Genomic DNA, 18,120 nt, shown 5'->3' on the forward strand with positions numbered 1-18,120 from the left:
CCCCCTTCTCGTACCAAGACCCTTTTCTATGCACGCGCATATATATACTCTGGGCCCATGACCACTCCCACTTCCACCTCCACTTCCACCACGCCCGTCACCTTCGCCGACTCCGTCCGCGCCCTCCTCGACGGCAAGAACTTCGCCAGCGTCGCCACCATCGGCCCCGACGGCGCTCCGCAGAACTCGGTCGTCTGGATCAAACGCGAGGGCGACACCATCCTGTTCTCCTCCATCGACAACCGCCAGAAGGTCCGCAACCTGCGCCGCGACCCCCGGATCAGCGTCTCTGTCTACGATCTCGCCAACCCCTACGACTCCGTGGAGATCCGCGGCACCGCCGAGATCCTCCCCGACGAGGGCAAGCGGCTCCCGCGCGAGCTGTCCCAGAAGTACCTGGGCATCGACCCGCCCGCGGAGAAGGACGACGAGGTCCGGGTGATCGTGCGCGTGGTGCCGCACAAGATCATCGGGTTCTCGGTCTGACGAACCCGGGAGGTCGGCCCGGTGCCGCGCGCCCGTGATCACGGCCATCGGCATCCGCCGCCGCCCGGCCGGGCCCATCGGCGCCCGCCAGCGAGGCCGCCCTCATCGGCGCGCCGCAGCCCCGGTGAGCCGCCGTCGGGCCCAGGGCGCCCCTCACCGCCCCTGGCTCCGGGTGCGCGCGTTCCGTGGCACGGCGAGAATGAAGGCGCCGGAAGGCCCCGGCCGACAACCGAGGAGCTTCGTCGGGCTGCGGTCCCGACGTCGGCCGTACCGTCTGCCACCACACCCAGGGCGCCCCGAACGACGACAGGCACCCACCCACACGACAGGCCCCGTCGGCGTGTCCCTCCCCCACGTGCCGCCACGCCTGCCGCCCCGCACCCGGGAGGTACTCGATGACCACCGCCGAAGACATCATGCACCGCGGCGCTCAGTGGATCCCCGTGCACGAGACCCTCGACCGCGCCGCCCAGTTGATGCGTGAGCTGAACGTCGGTGCCCTGCCCATCGGCGACTCCGACGACCGGCTCTGCGGCATCCTCACCGACCGCGACATCGTGGTCGGCTGCGTGGCCCTGGGCCATGATCCGGCGAAGGTCACCGCCGGTGAGATGGCCCGGGGAACGCCCCGCTGGATCGACGCGGGCGCCGATGTCGGCGAGGTGCTCCACGAGATGCAGGAGCACCAGATCCGCCGGCTCCCCGTCATCGACGGCAAACGACTCGTCGGCATGATCAGCGAAGCCGACCTGGCCCGGCATCTGACGGACGACCAGATCGCCGGCTGGGCCGAACGCGTCTACGCCCGGAGCGGCACCACCCGCTGACCGGCGCCGGTCGCCGACCGAGGTCGGGCCCACCCGGGTCGAGCGCAGGCCCACCACCCCGACCGCATCCCGACCCCGCACCGACCCGCATGCCGCACCCCCACCCGCCTGCCCCCTCACCCCACCGCCCCTTCACCACTCACCCTCACCCACCCACCCACCGACCCTCACCCTCACCCACCCTCCACCCGCGACCGAGTCGCCCCTCACAGCCATCCGATGCGCCGGAAACGCCGGTACAGCGTCACGCATATGACGGATATGAAGCCGATGACCATGGGGTACCCGTAGCGCCAGTGCAGCTCCGGCATATGGTCGAAGTTCATCCCGTACATCCCGCAGACCATCGTCGGTACGGCGATGATCGCCGCCCATGCGGTGATCTTCCGCATGTCCTCGTTCTGCGCGACCGTCACCTGCGCGAGATGGGCCTGAAGGATCGAGTTGAGCAGTTCGTCGAACGCGGCGATCTGCTCCGTCGCCCGCTGCTGATGGTCGGAGACATCGCGGAAGTACGCCTGTATCTCCGGGTCGGCGATCCGCAGGGTGGGGTCCGCCAGCTCCAGCAGCGGCCTGCTCAGCGGCACCACGGCCCGCTTCAGCTCCAGCAGTTCCCGCTTGAGCTGGTAGATGCGGCCCGGATCGGCCCGCGCCCCGCTCTCCGTGAAGACATCCGTCTCGACCGCGTCGATGTCCTCCTGAACGGACTCCACGACATTCAGGTACTCGTCGACCACATGGTCCGCCACCGCGTGCAGCACCGCAGACGGGCCCTTGGCGAGATGGTCGGGCACCGCCTCCAGCTCCTCCCGCAACGGCCCCAGCGAGCCGTGCCGTCCGTGCCGGACGGTGATGACGAAGTACTGCCCGACGAACACCATGATCTCGCCGGTGTCCACCACCTCGCTGGTCGCGGTCAGTTCCTCGTGCTCCACATAGCAGACGGTCTTGAACACCGCGAACAGCGAATCCCCGTACTGCTCCACCTTCGGCCGCTGATGGGCCTCGATCGCGTCCTCCACCGCCAGGGGATGCAGATCGAACAGCTCGGCGATCCCGGCGAACTCCCGGGTCGTCGGCTCGTGCAGCCCCAGCCACACAAACCCGTCACCCGTCTTGCGCACCCGCTCCACCGCGTCCACCAGATCCGGGCACGCGGGCACCCGGTGCCCGTACTCGTACGCCACGCAGTTGACCACCGAGGAACCCAGCGGGGAGCGGGCGGGATGGCTCAGATCGACCCGCCGGCGCCGACGCCGCGCCATCCGCGCCACCCTGCGAAGGCCACCGACCGTGCCGAGGCTCGTGACCTTCCGCAGATTCCCTGCCATGGACATCCTGATCTCCTCGCATGCGTTCCCCCGTGCCGCGTCGCCGCCGCCCTGTCGCGCCAGTTTGCCAGGGCTGAGCGAACGGCGTGCAAGCCTGTGGAAAGGGCACATTCCGCTTTGTTCCCGCCTGTGGACAGAGGGAGTTCACCGCCTCAGCGCGCCGCTTTCTCCGGCCCTGCGCCCTGCGCCCCACTGGAGCCTGCCCGTACCCGACACCGGGCATCTCCACCACCGCCCTGCCCTGCCCAGCGCCTTCCCTCCGTAACTTCCGAACTTCCGCCCGGCGCTCTCCCCGCCGCCCCTTGCCACTGCCCCCGCAACCCCAGCACCGCCCCACCCCCGTCACCGTCCCGCCAACCCCCTACCGACCCCCACCCCCTCACCGTCCCGCCAACCCCGCACCGCCCTCCACCTCCCGGCCGCCCCCCACCCTTCCCCACCGCCCCCCTCCCGGCCGACCCCCCACCCCCTCCACCGCCGCCGCCCCCGCCCGGCACCCCTCCGCCGCCGCCTCCCCGGCCCCGGCTCCCGTGATCAGCGTCGCCAGGAACGCGCCGGTGAAGGCGTCCCCCGCCCCGGTCGTGTCCCGAGGGGTCGCCGGAATCGCCGGTACGCGCGCGTGCACCGCACCGGCCCGCGCCACCAGCGCACCCCGCGCCCCATCCTTGACGACCACCAGAGGCACCCGGCGGCTCAGCGCGGCAGCCGCCTCCGCCGCCTCGGACAGTCCCGTCAGCAGACGCGCCTCCGCACCGCTCGGCAGCAGCACATCGAGCCCCTCCACCAGGGACAGGAACCGCCCCACGCCCAGCTCCCGCAGAAACCCGGTGGACGCCGGATCCAGACTCACCGGCACCCCCCGCCCGCGCGCCGCCGCCAGCGCCACCCCGGCCAGGGCCCGGCCCGACGCCGAGAACAGCAGATAGCCCGACAGATGCAGCCGTACGACACCGTCCAGCAGGGCGTCCGACCAGTCGCCCGGCCCGATCCGCAGGGATGCCCCGCTGTCGGTGAGGAACGTCCGCTCGGCGGCGGCACCGGTGTCGACGAGACAGATCACCGTGCCGGTCGGCGCCTCCGGATCGACGACCAGGAGGGGCCGTACCCCGCTCGCCGTGAGTTCCCGCGCGTGCCACTCCGCCGCGTCCGCCCCCACCCGCCCGAACAGCCGGACGTCACCGGCCCCCCAACGCGCCGCCCAGCACGCCACATTGGCGCCCGCCCCGCCCGGCACGGTCAGGATCGCCGCGCCCGTGTCCGTACCGGCCGCGAGCGCCCCGTGATGCCGGGCCACCACATCGGTGATGACGTCCCCGACCACCAGCAGGGCACCGCGCGGTGCCGCCCTCCCCGGCCCGGTCCCGCTCACGCCACCCGGGCCCAGGCCCCGGCGATGGCCGCCGCCAGCCGTACGTTCCCGCGCACCGCCGCCAGATTGGCCTCCAGGGAGGCGCCATCGGTGTGCCGCACCAGGTGGTCGAGCAGGAACGGCGTCACGCCCTGACCGCTGACCCCCGCCGCCTCGCACGCCCGCAGCGCGTCGGCCAGCACGCGCGCGTGCAGCGCCGGATCCAGTTGCTCCGCCTCCGGCACCGGGTTGGCGACGATCAGCGCCGACGCGGGCCCGTCCAGCGCGTCCTGGGCGCTCATGACGTCCGCCACCGCACCGGGCGTGTCCAGCCGCCAGTCCACCGGGTGCCCCGCGTCGGAGAGATAGAAGCCGGGGAACCGGTCGGTGCCGTATCCGGCGACCGCCACGCCGAGCGTCTCCAGCCGCTGGAGCGTCGCCGGGACGTCCAGGATCGACTTGACGCCCGCGCACACCACCGTGATCCGGGTCCGCGCCAGCAGCCCCAGATCCGCCGACTCGTCCTGCGTCACGGTCCATTCCCGGTGCACCCCGCCGAGCCCGCCCGTCGCGAACACCCGCACCCCGGCCCGCGCGGCCAGCAGCGCCGTCGCCGACACCGTCGTGGCACCGCTCGCCCCGGCCGCCACCGCGAGCGGCAGATCCCGGTGCCCCAGCTTGCGGATCCCGTCCTGGGTGGCGATCCGCTCCACCTGCTCCTTGTCGAGCCCGACATACGGCCGCCCGTCCAGCACGGCGATCGTCGCCGGTACGCCGCCCTCCCGCCGGACGAGCGCCTCCAACTCCTCCGCCACCCTCAGATTGCGGGGGCGGGGCAGCCCGTGCGCGATGATCGTCGACTCCAGGGCCACCACGGGGCGCCGCGCCGCGACCGCCTCCCTTACCTCCTCGGACACCACCAGCGTCACATCTGCCTCCTGTCGGTCGTCCTGCCTCATCCCTGGCGGGCGGCACCCGCCGTCAAACCCTTTGCGCGCGACCCGGCGGCATATGAGGCTGAGGGCATGACGGACAATCTGACACGACTCGACCATGTGGTCCTCTGGGTGCGCGACCCGATCGCCGCGGCGGGCTTCTACGAGCGGACGGTCGGCCTGGAGCCGGTGCGGCTCGCCGAGTTCGCCGCGGGACAGGCCCCCTTCCCCTCCGTACGCCTCAATGAGGAGTCCATCGTCGACCTGATGCCCCTCGCCATGGCCGGGCGCCTGACGATGCTGCCCGGGGCCGCCGAGAGCGCGGGCCATCCCGTCAACCACGTCTGCGTCGCCCTCCCGCGGGCCGCCTTCGACGCCCTCCGCACCCGCCTGAGCGAGGCATCCGTCCCCCTCTCCGGGATCTCCCACGACTCCTACGGCGCCCGGGGTCCGGCCCGCCGCAGCTTCTACTTCCGCGACCCGGACGGCAATGTCTTCGAGGCCCGCCACTACGACTGAGCCCCGCGCGGACCCCGCCCCGGGCGCCGGTGCTGCCCACCGGCCCCCGACCGACCGCCCTGGGACGCCCTACCACCGCTCAGACGCCCCGGAGCGCCGGTCCGTCCGGATCTCACAACAGAGGCTTCAGAACAGCATCCCGGAACAGAGGCTCAGAACAGCATCCCGGAACAGAGGCTCGGACCAGCAGTTCGGAGCAGGGGATCAGAACAGCGGCTCGGGGAGCACCCCCTCCAGGGCGAGCAGCTTCCGCTTGGTCTCCAGCCCGCCCCCGAACCCGCCGATCCCGCCGTCGCTCTCCACCACCCGGTGACAGGGCACCACCACGGGCAGCGGATTGGCTCCCATCGCCACCCCGACCGCCTGGGCCGCGCCGCGCTGACCGACCCGGTCGGCCAGATCCCCGTAGCCGACCACCGCTCCGAACGGCACCCCGGCGGCCAGTTCACGCAGCACCTGCCGGTTGAAGCCGGAGATCAGCGACCAGTCCAGGGGCAGCTCGAAGTCCTTGAGCCCACCCGCGAAATACGCCCTGAGCTGGCGTATCGGCTCGGCCAGCAACGGCGAGCCCGGTTCCTCGACCGGCGCGGTGCCCAGCCGGGACGCGAGCCGCTCCAGCGCCCGGTCGCGCACCGGGCCGGTGGCGTGGAAGACGACGTTCACCAGGCCCTCGGGGGTGGCGGCCAGCAGCAGCGGACCGATGTCACTCCCGACCACCGCCCACACGACCCGCTGCCCGGAACGCCCATCACTGTTCATGCCCCCACGCTACGGCCCACCACTGACAACGCCCCCAGCCCGGCGGGACCGCCCCCCACGCTCGCGCGGCAAGGCCGCCCACCGGGGCGCCCACTCGCGCGCCCGCGCGACAAGCCACCCCCGACCAACCCCTCCCACGGAACGAACGAACACAGACGAAAAGACGAATCCGCGCAGCACCCTCACACCTGGTGCGCACAAGTGGGGCGAGGACGTGTCTCTTTGCGGGAAAGTCGTTCGAGGGTTCCGCCGGGGGTCATACTCTCTGCGTCAACCCAGGCCGACGGGGCGGTCGTGGGAGGGGGCACAGGGCACGGACTCGCGGGACGCACCGGGCGGAAGGGCAGCCGCGCATGCACGGCACGGTCGACGGATTCAGCTACGGCCTGGTCACACCGCTGGTGGCCTATCTCATGGCCTGCCTGGGCGGGGCACTGGGACTGCGCTGCACCTCCAGATCCCTGCTCGTCTCCCGCACCTGGCGCCCCGGCTGGCTCGCCCTGGGCTCGGCCGCGATCGGCTCCGGCATCTGGACCATGCACTTCATCGCGATGATGGGGTTCACGGTGCGGGAGGCGCCGATCCACTACGACAAACCCCTGACCTACGCGAGCCTCGCCGTCGCCGTCGTCATGGTCGGCGTCGGGATCTTCATCGTCGGCTACAAGGGCGCCAGGGGAGCCGCGCTCTTCACCGGCGGTACCATCACCGGCCTCGGTATCGCCACCATGCACTACCTCGGCATGGCCGGCATGCACCTGAACGGAACGTTCCAGTACAACACCCTGCTCGTCGCCGCCTCGGTCGTGATAGCTATGGCCGCCGCGACCGCCGCCCTGTGGGCCGCCGGGCAGGTGCGCGGCGTCCTGTGGAGCGTGGGCGCCGGACTGGTCATGGGCCTCGCCGTGACCGGCATGCACTACACGGGCATGGCCGCCCTCAGTGTCCGGTTGCACGGCACTGCGGCCCCGGCGGCCGGTGAGTCGCCCGCCGCGCTGCTGGCCCCCATGCTGATCGGCCCCCTGGCCTTCCTCTGCCTGGCCGCAGCCGTCGTGATCTTCGATCCGCTGCTGGTGCTGGGCAGGCCCGCCCCGCCCCGCGTCGAGCCCCGGCCCGGCGTCCCCGCCCACCGCTCCGTGCCGCCGCGCCCCGCCCGCCGCCGCGCCCTGCGTCCCCGCCGCGATCGGGAACCGGGCCCCGGCCGCGCCCGAATCGCCCAGCGCCGCTGATTCACCCCCGCGAAACCCCAGGTCAGACGGCCCGACCGCGCCGGAGCCGGACGGTTGTCAGTGGCGGGTCGTACGGTGGAGACCATGCGGCCCGTTTCTCAGATCGAACGCTCGGTGGCGCCCTTCGAGGTCGTCAGCTCCTACCAGCCCAACGGCGACCAGCCCAAGGCCATCGCCGACCTCGCCCGGCGCATCCGGGGCGGCGAGAAGGACGTGGTCCTGCTCGGCGCGACCGGCACCGGCAAGTCCGCCACCACGGCGTGGATGATCGAGCAGCTCCAGCGCCCCACACTCGTCATGGCGCCGAACAAGACGCTGGCCGCCCAGTTGGCGAACGAATTCCGCGAGCTGCTGCCGAACAACGCGGTCGAGTACTTCGTCTCGTACTACGACTACTACCAGCCCGAGGCGTACGTCCCGCAGTCGGACACCTACATCGAGAAGGACTCCTCGATCAACGAGGAGGTCGAGCGGCTGCGCCACTCCGCGACCAACTCGCTGCTCACCCGCCGTGATGTCGTGGTGGTCGCCTCCGTCTCCTGCATCTACGGCCTGGGCACCCCGCAGGAGTACGTGGACCGCATGGTCCCGCTGAAGGTCGGCGAGGAGATCGACCGCGACCAGCTCCTGCGCCGCTTCGTCGACATCCAGTACACCCGCAACGACACGGCCTTCACCCGCGGCACCTTCCGGGTCCGCGGCGACACCATCGAGATCTTCCCGGTCTACGAGGAGCTGGCCGTCCGCATCGAGATGTTCGGCGACGAGATCGAGGCGCTCTCCACCCTGCACCCGCTCACCGGCGAGATCATCAGCGACGACGAGCAGCTCTACGTCTTCCCCGCCTCCCACTACGTCGCCGGACCCGAGCGCATGGAGCGCGCCGTCAACGACATCGAGAAGGAGTTGGGGGAGCGTCTCGCCGAGCTGGAGAAACAGGGCAGGCTCCTGGAGGCCCAGCGGCTGCGCATGCGCACCACCTACGACATCGAGATGCTCCGCCAGATCGGCACCTGCTCCGGCGTGGAGAACTACTCGATGCACTTCGACGGCCGCGAGCCCGGCTCCCCCCCGAACACCCTGCTCGACTACTTCCCGGACGACTTCCTCCTGGTCATCGACGAGTCGCATGTCACGGTCCCGCAGATCGGCGCCATGTACGAGGGCGACGCCTCCCGCAAGCGCACCCTGGTCGACCACGGCTTCCGGCTGCCGTCCGCGCTGGACAACCGCCCGCTCAAGTGGGAGGAGTTCACCGAGCGCATCGGCCAGACCGTCTATCTGTCGGCGACCCCCGGGCAGTACGAGCTGTCCCGCTCCGACGGCGTGGTCGAACAGATCATCCGCCCCACCGGCCTGGTCGACCCCGAGGTCGTCGTCAAGCCGACCGAGGGCCAGATCGACGACCTGGTGCACGAGATCCGCACCCGGGTCGAGAAGGACGAGCGGGTCCTCGTCACCACGCTCACCAAGAAGATGGCCGAGGACCTCACCGACTACTTCCTGGAGCTGGGCATCCACGTCCGCTATCTGCACAGCGACGTCGACACCCTGCGCCGGGTCGAGCTGCTGCGCGAGCTGCGGGCCGGCGAGTTCGACGTCCTGGTGGGCATCAACCTGCTCCGGGAGGGCCTGGACCTGCCCGAGGTGTCCCTGGTGGCGATCCTCGACGCCGACAAGGAGGGCTTCCTGCGCTCCGGCACCTCCCTGATCCAGACCATCGGCCGCGCGGCGCGCAATGTCTCCGGCCAGGTCCACATGTACGCCGACAAGATCACCCCGGCGATGGAGAAGGCCATCGACGAGACCAACCGCCGCCGGGAGAAGCAGGTCGCCTTCAACAAGGCCAACGGCATCGACCCGCAGCCGCTGCGCAAGAAGATCAACGACATCGTCGCCCAGATCGCCCGCGAGGACGTCGACACCGAACAGCTTCTGGGCTCCGGCTACCGCAGAGCCGCCAAGGACGGCCGCGGCACCAAGGCCCCCGTCCCCTCCCTCGGCCGCGCCGACTCCGGCGCCAAGGCCACCAGGAAGGGCGGGGCGGCCAAGGGCGGGGCCAAGGAGACCGTTCCGACGGACCGGCCCGCCGCCGACCTCGCCGAGCAGATCGAGGAGCTGACCGCCCGGATGCGCGCCGCAGCCGCCGACCTCCAGTTCGAGATCGCCGCCAGATTGCGTGACGAGGTGTCCGAGATGAAGAAGGAGTTGCGCCAGATGAAAGAGGCGGGCCTGAGCTGAGACCCGCCCCGGGTGCCGGCCCCCGCCCCGCGGCCGGCACCCGCGCGGAGGCCCCCACCGGGCGTCCGGCGCGCTGTGTTGCAAGAGCGACACAAAGTCCGAACCGGGGTACGTCACTGTCAGTGCCCCTGCGTAGGGTTCGTGCAACCGCGGCTTCGCGGGAACAGGGGACAGCTCAACAAGAGGGGAATCAGCGCGTGACCGTCAATATGACCAAGGGTCAGGCCATCAGCCTTCAGAAGAACGACGGCGGCAGCCTGACCGCGGTCCGCATGGGTCTCGGCTGGCAGGCGGCCCCCCGCCGGGGCCTGTTCGGCTCGCGTACCCGGGAGGTCGACCTGGACGCCTCCGCGGTGCTGTTCGCGGACAAGCAGCCGGTCGACGTCGTCTTCTTCCGCCACCTGGTGAGCGACGACGGTTCGGTGCGGCACACCGGTGACAACCTGGTCGGCGGTGTCGGCCAGGGCGGCGACGACGAGGCGATCCTCGTCGACCTGTCCCGTGTGCCGGTCCACATCGACCAGATCGTCTTCACCGTGAACTCGTTCACCGGCCAGACGTTCCAGGAAGTGCAGAACGCGTTCTGCCGCATCGTGGACGAGACCAACGGCCAGGAACTGGCCCGCTACACCCTGGCCGGCGGCGGCGCCTACACCGCCCAGATCATGGCCAAGGTGCACCGCACGGGCAGCAACTGGACGATGACGGCCCTCGGAACGCCCGCCAACGGCCGCACCTTCCAGGACCTGATGCCGGCGATCCTGCCGCACCTGTAGATCCAGGGATCCACAGGTCCACAGGTCCGTAGATCCAGGGATTCAGTGATCCGCAGATCCGCAGATCCACAGATCCCGGGATCCACGGGTCGATGGATCCACCGGGGATCCACCGCCGCGGGCGAGCGGCGCACCGACACCGAGAAGCGACACAGGGGGACTGACGCGATGACGGCCGAGCTGGTGCGGGGGCAGAACCACCCGCTCTCCCAGGCCCGTCTGGAGATCCGGGTATCGGCCGGCAAGCCGATCGTGGCCGGGGCCACGGTCGGCGGCGCGGACGGCACCGTGCGGGGCGTCGAAGGGGTGGCCCATCCGGGCGCGCCCACGCTGCCCGGCCTGGAGGTCTCCCGGCAGGCGGCGGCGGACCACCGGCTCGCGGTGGACCTCGACGCCCTCCCGGACGACGTGCACCGGCTCAGTGTGCTGCTCGCCCTGCCGGTCGGGGTCGGCGGACCGCTCTCCTTCGGCGCGGTCGCCGCCCCGTTCGTCGCGGTCACCGGCCTCGACGGCACGGAGGTCGCCAGCTACACCATCACCGGCCTGGACGCCGAGTCCGCCGTCGTCGCCCTGGAGCTGTACCGGCGCCAGGACGCCTGGAAGGTGCGCGCGGTCGGCCAGGGCTACGCGGGCGGCCTGGCCGAGCTGCTCACCGACCAGGGCCTGCCGCAGGCCCGCCAGCTCGCGAGCAGCATCAACGACGCGGTCGCGTCGGGCGTGGCCCGCTCGGTGGCCGCCCCGCCGTCCCGCACCCAGGACGGCGACCGCACCCGCCAGACGGCGGCCCCCGCACCCCGCCCGGACCAGTCCGGGTCGCCCTACGGCACCTCCCCGGGCACCTCGCCCACCCTCCCCGGCGGCTACCCCGCGTCCCCGCCACCCACCGACCCGTCGGCCGTTCCCCCGCCCTCGGCACCCACCGGGGGCCCCGTCGACTACAGCCACCCGGGCCGCCGGAACGCCGCCCCGCCGCCGCCCCCGCCCACCGCGCCCCCCTCCGCGCCCGGCCGCCCCGCCCAGCCCGTCGCGGGCGACGCCACCGGCTGGTCCATGGAGGAGCGGCTCTACAACCAGGTGTGGGGCATGTTCGAGGACCTCGCGCGCACGGTGGCCTCCTACCGCAGCGCCGTCGACTTCGCCGAGTCCCGGATGGACAAGGAGCTGGACCAGGTCCTCTCCGACCCGCGCAGCCGCATAGGGGGCCAGGCCGACGCCGCGCGCGAGGCCGCCCGCGCCAAGCACGACCAGCTCGTCGACCAGGCCCGCCAGTCCCTCGACCGGGACATGGCCCAGCTCGCCGCCGAGGCCGGGGTCGTCGAGCCAGCCCTGCCCGCCGCCTACGCCCGCTGGGACAACCCCGTCTGGCACGCCTACCGCGTGCCGATGGAGATGCCCATGGCGATGCGGCTGGGTGACCTCCATCTGCCCGAGAGCGAGCAGCTCACCATTCCGCTGCTGGCCCGGCTGCCCCTGGAGCGGGGCATCTGGGTGGACGCGGGCCGGGCCGGGGCGGCGGACGGCTCGTTCGCCGACGCCCACGATCTGCGCCGGCTGGCCCTGGAGACGGCGGTCTCGCACACGGCCCGGCTGCTCGCGGTGCACCCGCCCGGCGAGTTCACCGTCCATGTCATCGACCCGGCGGGCTCCGGCGTCCAGGCGCTCGCCCCGCTGGTGCAGACCGGGGTGCTGGCCGCGCCGCCCGCCCAGGGCGCCGCGGGGGTCGCGGAAGCCCTCGGCCGGCTCACCCAGCGGGTGGACCTGGTGCAGATGGCGGTCCGCGGCGGCGCCTCCGACGCCCTCCCGCCCGGCTTCGACACCGCCCAGCAGCTCCTGGTGGTCAACGACTTCCCGCACGGCTTCGACGACCGGGCCGTGACCCAGCTCCGCTATCTCGCGGACGAGGGCCCCGCCGTGGGCGTCCATCTGATGATGGTCGCCGACCGCGAGGACGCCTCGGCCTACGGACCGTTGCTCGACCCGCTGTGGCGTTCGCTCCTGCGACTGACACCGGTGCCCGACGACCATCTGGCCGACCCCTGGGTGGGTCACGCGTGGACCTACGAGCCGCCGCTCCCGCCCCCCGGCAGCCAGGTGCTGACCCAGGTGCTGCGGCAGGTCGCCGAGACCCGCCGCGCCTGGGACCGCTGAGCCCCCGGCCCCTCCACACCGGTGCGCATCCCCTGCGCGGGGGTGCGCACCGCTTCGTTCAAGGCGTGACAAAAGTCGGCTGAACAGGCGACTTTATAGTTACTTTACCTAAGGCTTTACCTTTCCTTGGGTATGAGGGTATGGTTGTACGCACGGAGGGGAGTACTCCCTGCCTACTGCGGCGTACCCGTCAATACGGATCAGGCCAGATCCCGGGGCGTCGGCCCGTGGCTTCCCGCGCATCCCGCGCACGGAAGGCCCGGGTGGAAGAGACCTCCGGCAGCGACGACGCTGACTGACTGTTTGCCGTTACGTACTGCCGGAGGCGCAGTGGATGTTTCCGTGACCCTGTGGGTCGTGACTGTCGTGGGCCTTGCGGCCCTCATCGCGGTGGACTTCTTCATCGGGCGCAAGCCCCATGAGGTGTCCATCAAGGAAGCCGGAATCTGGACCATCGTCTGGATCGTGCTGGCCGCCCTCTTCGGCGTCGGCCTGCTGATCTTCGGAGGCGGCCAGGCCGGCGGCGAGTTCTTCGCCGGGTACATCACCGAGAAGTCCCTGAGCGTCGACAACCTGTTCGTGTTCGTACTGATCATGGCGAAGTTCGCCGTGCCACCCCAGTACCAGCAGCGGGTGCTGCTCATCGGTGTGCTGATCGCCCTGGTGCTGCGCACGATCTTCATCGCGGCCGGTGCCGCGATCATCGCCAACTTCTCGTGGGTCTTCTACATCTTCGGCGCCTTCCTCATCTGGACCGCCTGGAAGCTCATCCAGGAGGCCCGTGCCAACGAGGACGAGGAGGACTTCGAGGAGAACAAGCTCCTCAAGGCCGCCGAGCGCCGCTTCGGTGTCGCCGACCGGTACCACGGCACCAAGCTGTGGATCCAGGAGAACGGCAAGCGGGTGATGACCCCGATGCTGGTCGTCATGCTCGCCATCGGCACCACCGATGTGCTCTTCGCCCTCGACTCCATCCCGGCGATCTTCGGCCTGACCCAGGACCCGTACATCGTCTTCACCGCCAACGCCTTCGCCCTCATGGGTCTGCGGCAGCTCTACTTCCTCATCGGCGGACTGCTCAAGAAGCTGGTCCACCTGAGCTACGGCCTGTCGGTCATCCTGGGCTTCATCGGCGTCAAGCTGGTGCTGCACGCGCTGCACGAGTCCGGGGTGCATGTTCCCGAGATCAGCATCCCGGTCTCCCTGGGCGTCATCTGCGGCGTCCTGATCATTACCACGATCACCAGCCTCCGCGCCTCCAAGAAGCAGGCGGCGGCCGAGGCTGAGCAGGGCGGCGGGGAGGGCACCCCCAAGAACAGCATCGACGCCTGACCGCGTCAGCAGAAACCGCACCACAGCACGACCACACCGGGACGGCGATCGGCGACCAGCCGACCGCCGCCCCGGCACGTGAACCGCTACACCCGCAACCGCTACATCCACATCAGGTTCGAGCGCAGGAGGAGATGAGGGGCCGGCCCCGCAAGGCCGGTTGGGGTCCCGGACGCCTGTCGTCCACCGGACCCGGTGACGGCCGAGCCCACGCGCGACCGCCCGATCGCTTCCTCTCGCCGTTCGAGACGCAGGGGAGGCTATGTGCAGCAGCGACCGCAGGACAGACCCGACACCCGCACGGACGACCAGAAGACCCCCCGGACCCCCGGGAAATCGGAGCACGGGGCCCAGACGCACCGGAGTGCGAAGCCCGAAGCCCTCTGGGACGATCACAGCATGATCGCTCGGCTCAAGAGGCTCTCGACGCAGTGGACGTTCGTGGTGCCGGTGCTCGCGATCGTGCTGCTGATCCTCACCTGGGGCCGCGATCTGCCCGGCGCGGGCGTCGCGGTCGTCACCCTCGTCCTCGCCGGATCCGTACTGGCCGCCGTGCACCACGCCGAGGTGGTCGCCCACCGGGTCGGCGAACCCTTCGGCTCCCTCGTCCTGGCCGTGGCGGTCACCATCATCGAGGTCGCGCTGATCGTGACCCTGATGATCGACGGCGGCGACAAGAGCTCCACCCTGGCCCGCGACACCGTCTTCGCCGCCGTGATGATCACCTGCAACGGCATCGTCGGCCTCTGTCTGCTGGTCGGCTCACTGCGCCACGGCACGGCCGTCTTCAACCCCGAGGGCACCGGCGCCGCCCTCGCCACCGTCGCGACCCTGGCCACCCTGAGCCTGGTGCTCCCGACCTTCACCACCAGCAAGCCCGGCCCCGAGTTCTCCGGCGTCCAACTGGCCTTCGCGGCGGTGTCGTCCCTGGTGCTCTACGGCTTGTTCGTGACGACCCAGACCGTCCGCCACCGCGACTACTTCCTGCCCATCACCCGCGACGGCGAGGTGATAACGGCCGACGACCACGCCGACGCCCCCTCCTCCCGCACCGCCTACATCAGCCTCGGTCTGCTGGGCCTCGCGCTGATCGGGGTGGTCGGACTCGCCAAGGGGGTGTCACCGACCATCGAGTCCGGCGTCGAGGGCGCCGGGCTGCCGCACGCCGTGGTCGGTGTGGTCATCGCCCTGCTGGTGCTGCTCCCCGAGACCATCGCCGCGGTGCGCTCCGCGCGGCGCGACCGGGTGCAGACCAGCATGAACCTCGCCCTCGGCTCCGCCATGGCCAGCATCGGCCTCACCATCCCGGCCGTCGCCCTCGCCTCGATCTGGCTCTCCGGCCCGCTCGTCCTCGGCCTCAGCTCGACCCATATGGTGCTGCTCGCCCTGACGCTCGTGGTCAGTTCCCTGACCGTGGTGCCAGGCCGGGCCACACCCCTCCAGGGCGGAGTCCATCTGGTGATCTTCGCGGCGTATCTGGAACTGGCCATGAATCCCTGAGACCACGGTCGTACCGGGCGCGGTCCCTGCGGTCCCCGGGTCCCGAGGCAGACGGGGCCGTACGGGGCCGTACGGGGCCGTACGGCCGGGAGAGAAGTCTGACGGGGGCGCAGGAGGTCTGACGAGGACGAACCTCTGTGGGGACGAGTGCCGACGGGGACGAACCTCTGCGGCGGCGAGTTCTGACCGGGACGAGCCCCGTGCGGGGACGTGATCCTGCGGCGGACAAGGGGTTCTGCGGCAGACAAGATCCGACGGGAACGAGGAGACCTGAGGCGGACGGCGCCCCGTCGGCGAGGGGGGTGCCCCGCAATCTGCGGCACCCCCCTTCAGCGCCCCCTGGCCCTCTCCTGGGCCCAGGGCCCAGGGCCCAGGGCCCTTCGGACCCAGGGGCCCCTTGGGCCACGTCGACCTCATCAACCCCTGCCGGAGCCTCACCCCGAGACCGGCTGGGCCTCCCGCACCGGCACCGGCCGCGTCTCCGGCAGCAGCGCGAAGCACCCGAGGCTCAGCAGCGCGATCCCGGTCAGATACGCGGCCACCCCCCACGGCACCCGACCCCCCTGCTCGGCCAGCGCGGTCGCGGCGATCGGGGTGAGCGCGCCGCCGACCACCCCGCCCAGGTTGTAGCCCACAGCCGCGCCCGTGCACCGCACCCGGGGTTCGTACAGCTCCGGCAGATAGGCGGCGATCACCGCGAACATCGTGATGAACGCCAGCATCGCGCCCAGGAACCCCAGGAACATCAGCAGCGGCGCGGCCGTCGCCAGCAGCGCGACCATCGGGAACATCCACAGCGCCGCCACCGTGCACCCGATCAGACACAGCGGGCGCCGCCCGTAGCGGTCGCCGAGCACGGCCACCAGCGGCGTCAACGCCCCCTTGACCACCACCGCGGCCATGATGCAGGCCAGCATCACGGTACGGCTCACCCCCAGCCGTTCCGTCGCGTACGCGAGCGACCAGGTGGTGACCGCGTAGAAGATCGCGTACCCGACGGCCAGCGCTCCGGCGGTCAGCAGGACGAGCCGCCAGTGGTCGCGCGCCACCTCGGCCAGCGGCACGCGCGCGGGCTCGTCCAGTTCGAGGAACTGCGGGCTCTCGGTGAGCGACGAGCGCAGCCACAGTCCGGCCAGCGCCAGCACCCCGGCTCCCCAGAACGGAATCCGCCAGCCCCAGGACGCGAACTGGGCGTCGGTCAGCATCGCCGACAGCGCCAGCATCACCCCGTTCGCCAGCAGGAACCCGACCGGGGGGCCGACCTGCGGAAAGCTCGACCACAGCCCACGCCGCTCGGGCGGGGCGTGCTCGGCGGTCAGCAGCACGGCACCACCCCACTCACCGCCAAGCCCCAGCCCCTGCACGAACCGCAGCACCAGCAGCAGCGCCGGCGCCGCCACCCCGATCGAGCCGTACGTCGGGAGACAGCCCACGGCGACGGTCGACGCGCCGGTCACCAGCAGCGAGATCACCAGAACCGGCCGCCGCCCGTGCCGGTCCCCGATGTGCCCGAACAGCACCGAGCCCAGCGGCCGGGCGACAAAACCCACGGCGAACGTCCCGAACGCCGCCAGCGTCCCCGCCAGCGGCGAGAACGTCGGGAAGAACAGCGGCCCCAGAACCAGCGCCGCCGCGGTTCCGTAGACGAAGAAGTCGTAGAACTCGATGGCCGTCCCGGCGAGAGAGGCCATGGCGAGCCGCAACATGCCGGGTTTCCGTACGGTGTGTACATCGTGCATGCCGCGTCAACTACCCACGGTGACCATGGGTTACGGGGGCGTGTGGAGGCGCCCGCGGCGTGCGACCCGGGGGCGTGGTGCGCGGTGCGCGCGGGGTGGTTCGACGCCCCCGCATGCCGGGTCGGCACCGGCTCTGGGAGGGCGTCGGGCGAGGTGATCACCTACCGGGATCAGGAGAGGGCCACCCGTGCACCGCGGCGTGATAGACCGGGGGCGAGCGGCGGTCCCGGCGGACCGCACCCCGTCGACGGACCGGAGGAACCGTGCCCCGCACCCTGGCCAACGCCCCGATCATGATCCTCAACGGCCCCAACCTGAACCTTCTCGGGCAGCGGCAGCCGGAGATCTACGGCTCCGACACCCTGGCCGATGTCGAGGCACTGTGCGCCAAGGCGGCCGGGGCGCACGGCGGCACGGTCGACCTCCGCCAGTCCAACCACGAGGGGCAACTGGTCGACTGGATCCACGAGGCCCGGCTCCACCACTGCGGGATCGTGATCAATCCCGCCGCCTACTCGCACACATCCGTCGCCCTCCTGGATGCCCTCAACACCTGTGACGGACTTCCGGTGGTGGAGGTCCACATCTCCAACATCCATCAGCGGGAGGCGTTCCGGCACCACTCGTATGTGTCGCAGCGCGCGGACGGGGTCATCGCGGGGTGCGGGGTGCAGGGGTATGTGTTCGGAGTGGAGCGGGTGGCGGCACTGGCGAAGGCGGCGGCGGAGCAGCGTCCCTGAGAGGAAGCCCCGGCGGAACGGCGTCCCCAGGGGAACCCCTGACGGAACAGCGCCCCAGGGACGGCCATAAACGCCCTCTGCTCGGCGTGTCGGCGTGCCGGGGCCGCCGGTCGAGGGCGGGGATTCGAGGGACCGGCGGCCCGTACCGCGCCGGAGCCGTCATCCCGCGCGGGGCTGCCTCCAGTGGACCGCGCGGCGATGCGTACCGGG

The 18,120-nt window shown here is 71.4% G+C and carries 15 protein-coding genes; 10 read left to right on the forward strand and 5 right to left on the reverse strand.

Going from position 1 to position 18,120, the window contains the following annotated elements; translation table 11 throughout:
• Nucleotides 1-57 precede the first annotated feature (57 nt).
• Nucleotides 58-486: a PPOX class F420-dependent oxidoreductase gene (locus tag AB0O01_RS15080; protein ID WP_365313468.1), complete on the forward strand. Its 429-nt coding sequence runs from the start codon at nt 58-60 to the stop codon at nt 484-486.
• Between the two features lie 395 nt (nt 487-881).
• Complete coding sequence (locus tag AB0O01_RS15085; RefSeq protein WP_365313470.1) at nt 882-1,313, forward strand: CBS domain-containing protein; 432 nt, start codon at nt 882-884, stop codon at nt 1,311-1,313.
• A gap of 206 nt (nt 1,314-1,519) precedes the next feature.
• Here AB0O01_RS15085 and AB0O01_RS15090 read toward each other — a convergent pair whose 3' ends face one another.
• The 3 genes from AB0O01_RS15090 to AB0O01_RS15100 form a co-directional block, all read right to left on the reverse strand.
• Nucleotides 1,520-2,650, reverse strand: coding sequence for a magnesium and cobalt transport protein CorA (locus AB0O01_RS15090; RefSeq protein WP_365313472.1), 1,131 nt, complete (start codon nt 2,648-2,650; stop codon nt 1,520-1,522).
• Nucleotides 2,651-3,023: 373 nt separating this feature from the next.
• Nucleotides 3,024-4,013 (reverse strand): PfkB family carbohydrate kinase, encoded by a 990-nt coding sequence (locus tag AB0O01_RS15095; RefSeq protein WP_365313474.1) that lies wholly within the window; start codon nt 4,011-4,013, stop codon nt 3,024-3,026.
• Nucleotides 4,010-4,921 carry a pseudouridine-5'-phosphate glycosidase gene (locus tag AB0O01_RS15100; protein WP_365313476.1) on the reverse strand — a complete coding sequence of 304 codons (912 nt, stop codon included), beginning with the start codon at nt 4,919-4,921 and terminating at the stop codon, nt 4,010-4,012. The genes AB0O01_RS15095 and AB0O01_RS15100 overlap by 4 nt, the downstream gene beginning before the upstream one ends.
• 96 nt (nt 4,922-5,017) lie before the next feature.
• Here AB0O01_RS15100 and AB0O01_RS15105 point away from each other — a divergent pair, with 96 nt between their 5' ends.
• Nucleotides 5,018-5,446: a VOC family protein gene (locus tag AB0O01_RS15105; RefSeq protein ID WP_365313478.1), complete on the forward strand. Its 429-nt coding sequence runs from the start codon at nt 5,018-5,020 to the stop codon at nt 5,444-5,446.
• A 204-nt stretch (nt 5,447-5,650) separates the two neighbouring features.
• Here the strand turns inward: AB0O01_RS15105 and AB0O01_RS15110 are convergent, their stop codons facing one another.
• The gene (locus AB0O01_RS15110) at nt 5,651-6,205 is read right to left on the reverse strand and encodes a methylated-DNA--[protein]-cysteine S-methyltransferase (protein WP_365313480.1); all 555 of its coding nucleotides are present in this window, start codon (nt 6,203-6,205) and stop codon (nt 5,651-5,653) included.
• A gap of 353 nt (nt 6,206-6,558) precedes the next feature.
• Here AB0O01_RS15110 and AB0O01_RS15115 point away from each other — a divergent pair, with 353 nt between their 5' ends.
• From AB0O01_RS15115 to AB0O01_RS15140, 6 genes are all read left to right on the forward strand, one after another.
• Nucleotides 6,559-7,434, forward strand: coding sequence for an MHYT domain-containing protein (locus tag AB0O01_RS15115; RefSeq protein WP_365313481.1), 876 nt, complete (start codon nt 6,559-6,561; stop codon nt 7,432-7,434).
• Between the two features lie 84 nt (nt 7,435-7,518).
• Complete coding sequence (gene uvrB, locus AB0O01_RS15120; protein WP_365313483.1) at nt 7,519-9,675, forward strand: excinuclease ABC subunit UvrB; 2,157 nt, start codon at nt 7,519-7,521, stop codon at nt 9,673-9,675.
• 197 nt (nt 9,676-9,872) lie between these two features.
• Entirely contained in the window at nt 9,873-10,451 is a 579-nt protein-coding gene (locus AB0O01_RS15125) for a TerD family protein (RefSeq protein ID WP_365313484.1), read from the forward strand.
• Between the two features lie 168 nt (nt 10,452-10,619).
• A complete protein-coding gene (locus tag AB0O01_RS15130; protein ID WP_365313486.1) occupies nt 10,620-12,599 on the forward strand; it encodes a TerD family protein in 1,980 nt (659 codons plus the stop codon).
• A gap of 330 nt (nt 12,600-12,929) precedes the next feature.
• Nucleotides 12,930-13,931, forward strand: coding sequence for a TerC family protein (locus AB0O01_RS15135; protein ID WP_365313488.1), 1,002 nt, complete (start codon nt 12,930-12,932; stop codon nt 13,929-13,931).
• 399 nt (nt 13,932-14,330) lie between these two features.
• On the forward strand, nt 14,331-15,431 hold the full coding sequence (locus tag AB0O01_RS15140; RefSeq protein WP_365313490.1) for an ionic transporter y4hA: 1,101 nt from the start codon (nt 14,331-14,333) through the stop codon (nt 15,429-15,431).
• 434 nt (nt 15,432-15,865) lie between these two features.
• Here the strand turns inward: AB0O01_RS15140 and AB0O01_RS15145 are convergent, their stop codons facing one another.
• A complete protein-coding gene (locus AB0O01_RS15145; protein WP_365313492.1) occupies nt 15,866-17,170 on the reverse strand; it encodes an MFS transporter in 1,305 nt (434 codons plus the stop codon).
• Between the two features lie 263 nt (nt 17,171-17,433).
• Here AB0O01_RS15145 and aroQ point away from each other — a divergent pair, with 263 nt between their 5' ends.
• The gene (aroQ, locus tag AB0O01_RS15150) at nt 17,434-17,910 is read left to right on the forward strand and encodes a type II 3-dehydroquinate dehydratase (protein ID WP_365313493.1); all 477 of its coding nucleotides are present in this window, start codon (nt 17,434-17,436) and stop codon (nt 17,908-17,910) included.
• Nucleotides 17,911-18,120: the final 210 nt, after the last annotated feature.

It is taken from the genome of Streptomyces sp. NPDC093252 (genome assembly GCF_040683675.1).
Classification (GTDB): Bacteria; Actinomycetota; Actinomycetes; order Streptomycetales; family Streptomycetaceae; genus Streptomyces.

Excerpts from the sequence above, each read along its gene's own strand:
- AB0O01_RS15140 (WP_365313490.1), top strand. The coding sequence starts at position 14,331 with ATGATCGCTCGGCTCAAGAGGCTCTCGACGCAGTGGACGTTCGTGGTG.
- AB0O01_RS15090 (WP_365313472.1), bottom strand. The coding sequence starts at position 2,650 with ATGTCCATGGCAGGGAATCTGCGGAAGGTCACGAGCCTCGGCACGGTC.
- AB0O01_RS15110 (WP_365313480.1), bottom strand. The coding sequence starts at position 6,205 with ATGAACAGTGATGGGCGTTCCGGGCAGCGGGTCGTGTGGGCGGTGGTC.
- AB0O01_RS15115 (WP_365313481.1), top strand. The coding sequence starts at position 6,559 with ATGCACGGCACGGTCGACGGATTCAGCTACGGCCTGGTCACACCGCTG.
- AB0O01_RS15085 (WP_365313470.1), top strand. The coding sequence starts at position 882 with ATGACCACCGCCGAAGACATCATGCACCGCGGCGCTCAGTGGATCCCC.
- AB0O01_RS15130 (WP_365313486.1), top strand. The coding sequence starts at position 10,620 with ATGACGGCCGAGCTGGTGCGGGGGCAGAACCACCCGCTCTCCCAGGCC.
- AB0O01_RS15105 (WP_365313478.1), top strand. The coding sequence starts at position 5,018 with ATGACGGACAATCTGACACGACTCGACCATGTGGTCCTCTGGGTGCGC.
- AB0O01_RS15145 (WP_365313492.1), bottom strand. The coding sequence starts at position 17,170 with ATGCACGATGTACACACCGTACGGAAACCCGGCATGTTGCGGCTCGCC.
- AB0O01_RS15080 (WP_365313468.1), top strand. The coding sequence starts at position 58 with ATGACCACTCCCACTTCCACCTCCACTTCCACCACGCCCGTCACCTTC.
- uvrB (WP_365313483.1), top strand. The coding sequence starts at position 7,519 with ATGCGGCCCGTTTCTCAGATCGAACGCTCGGTGGCGCCCTTCGAGGTC.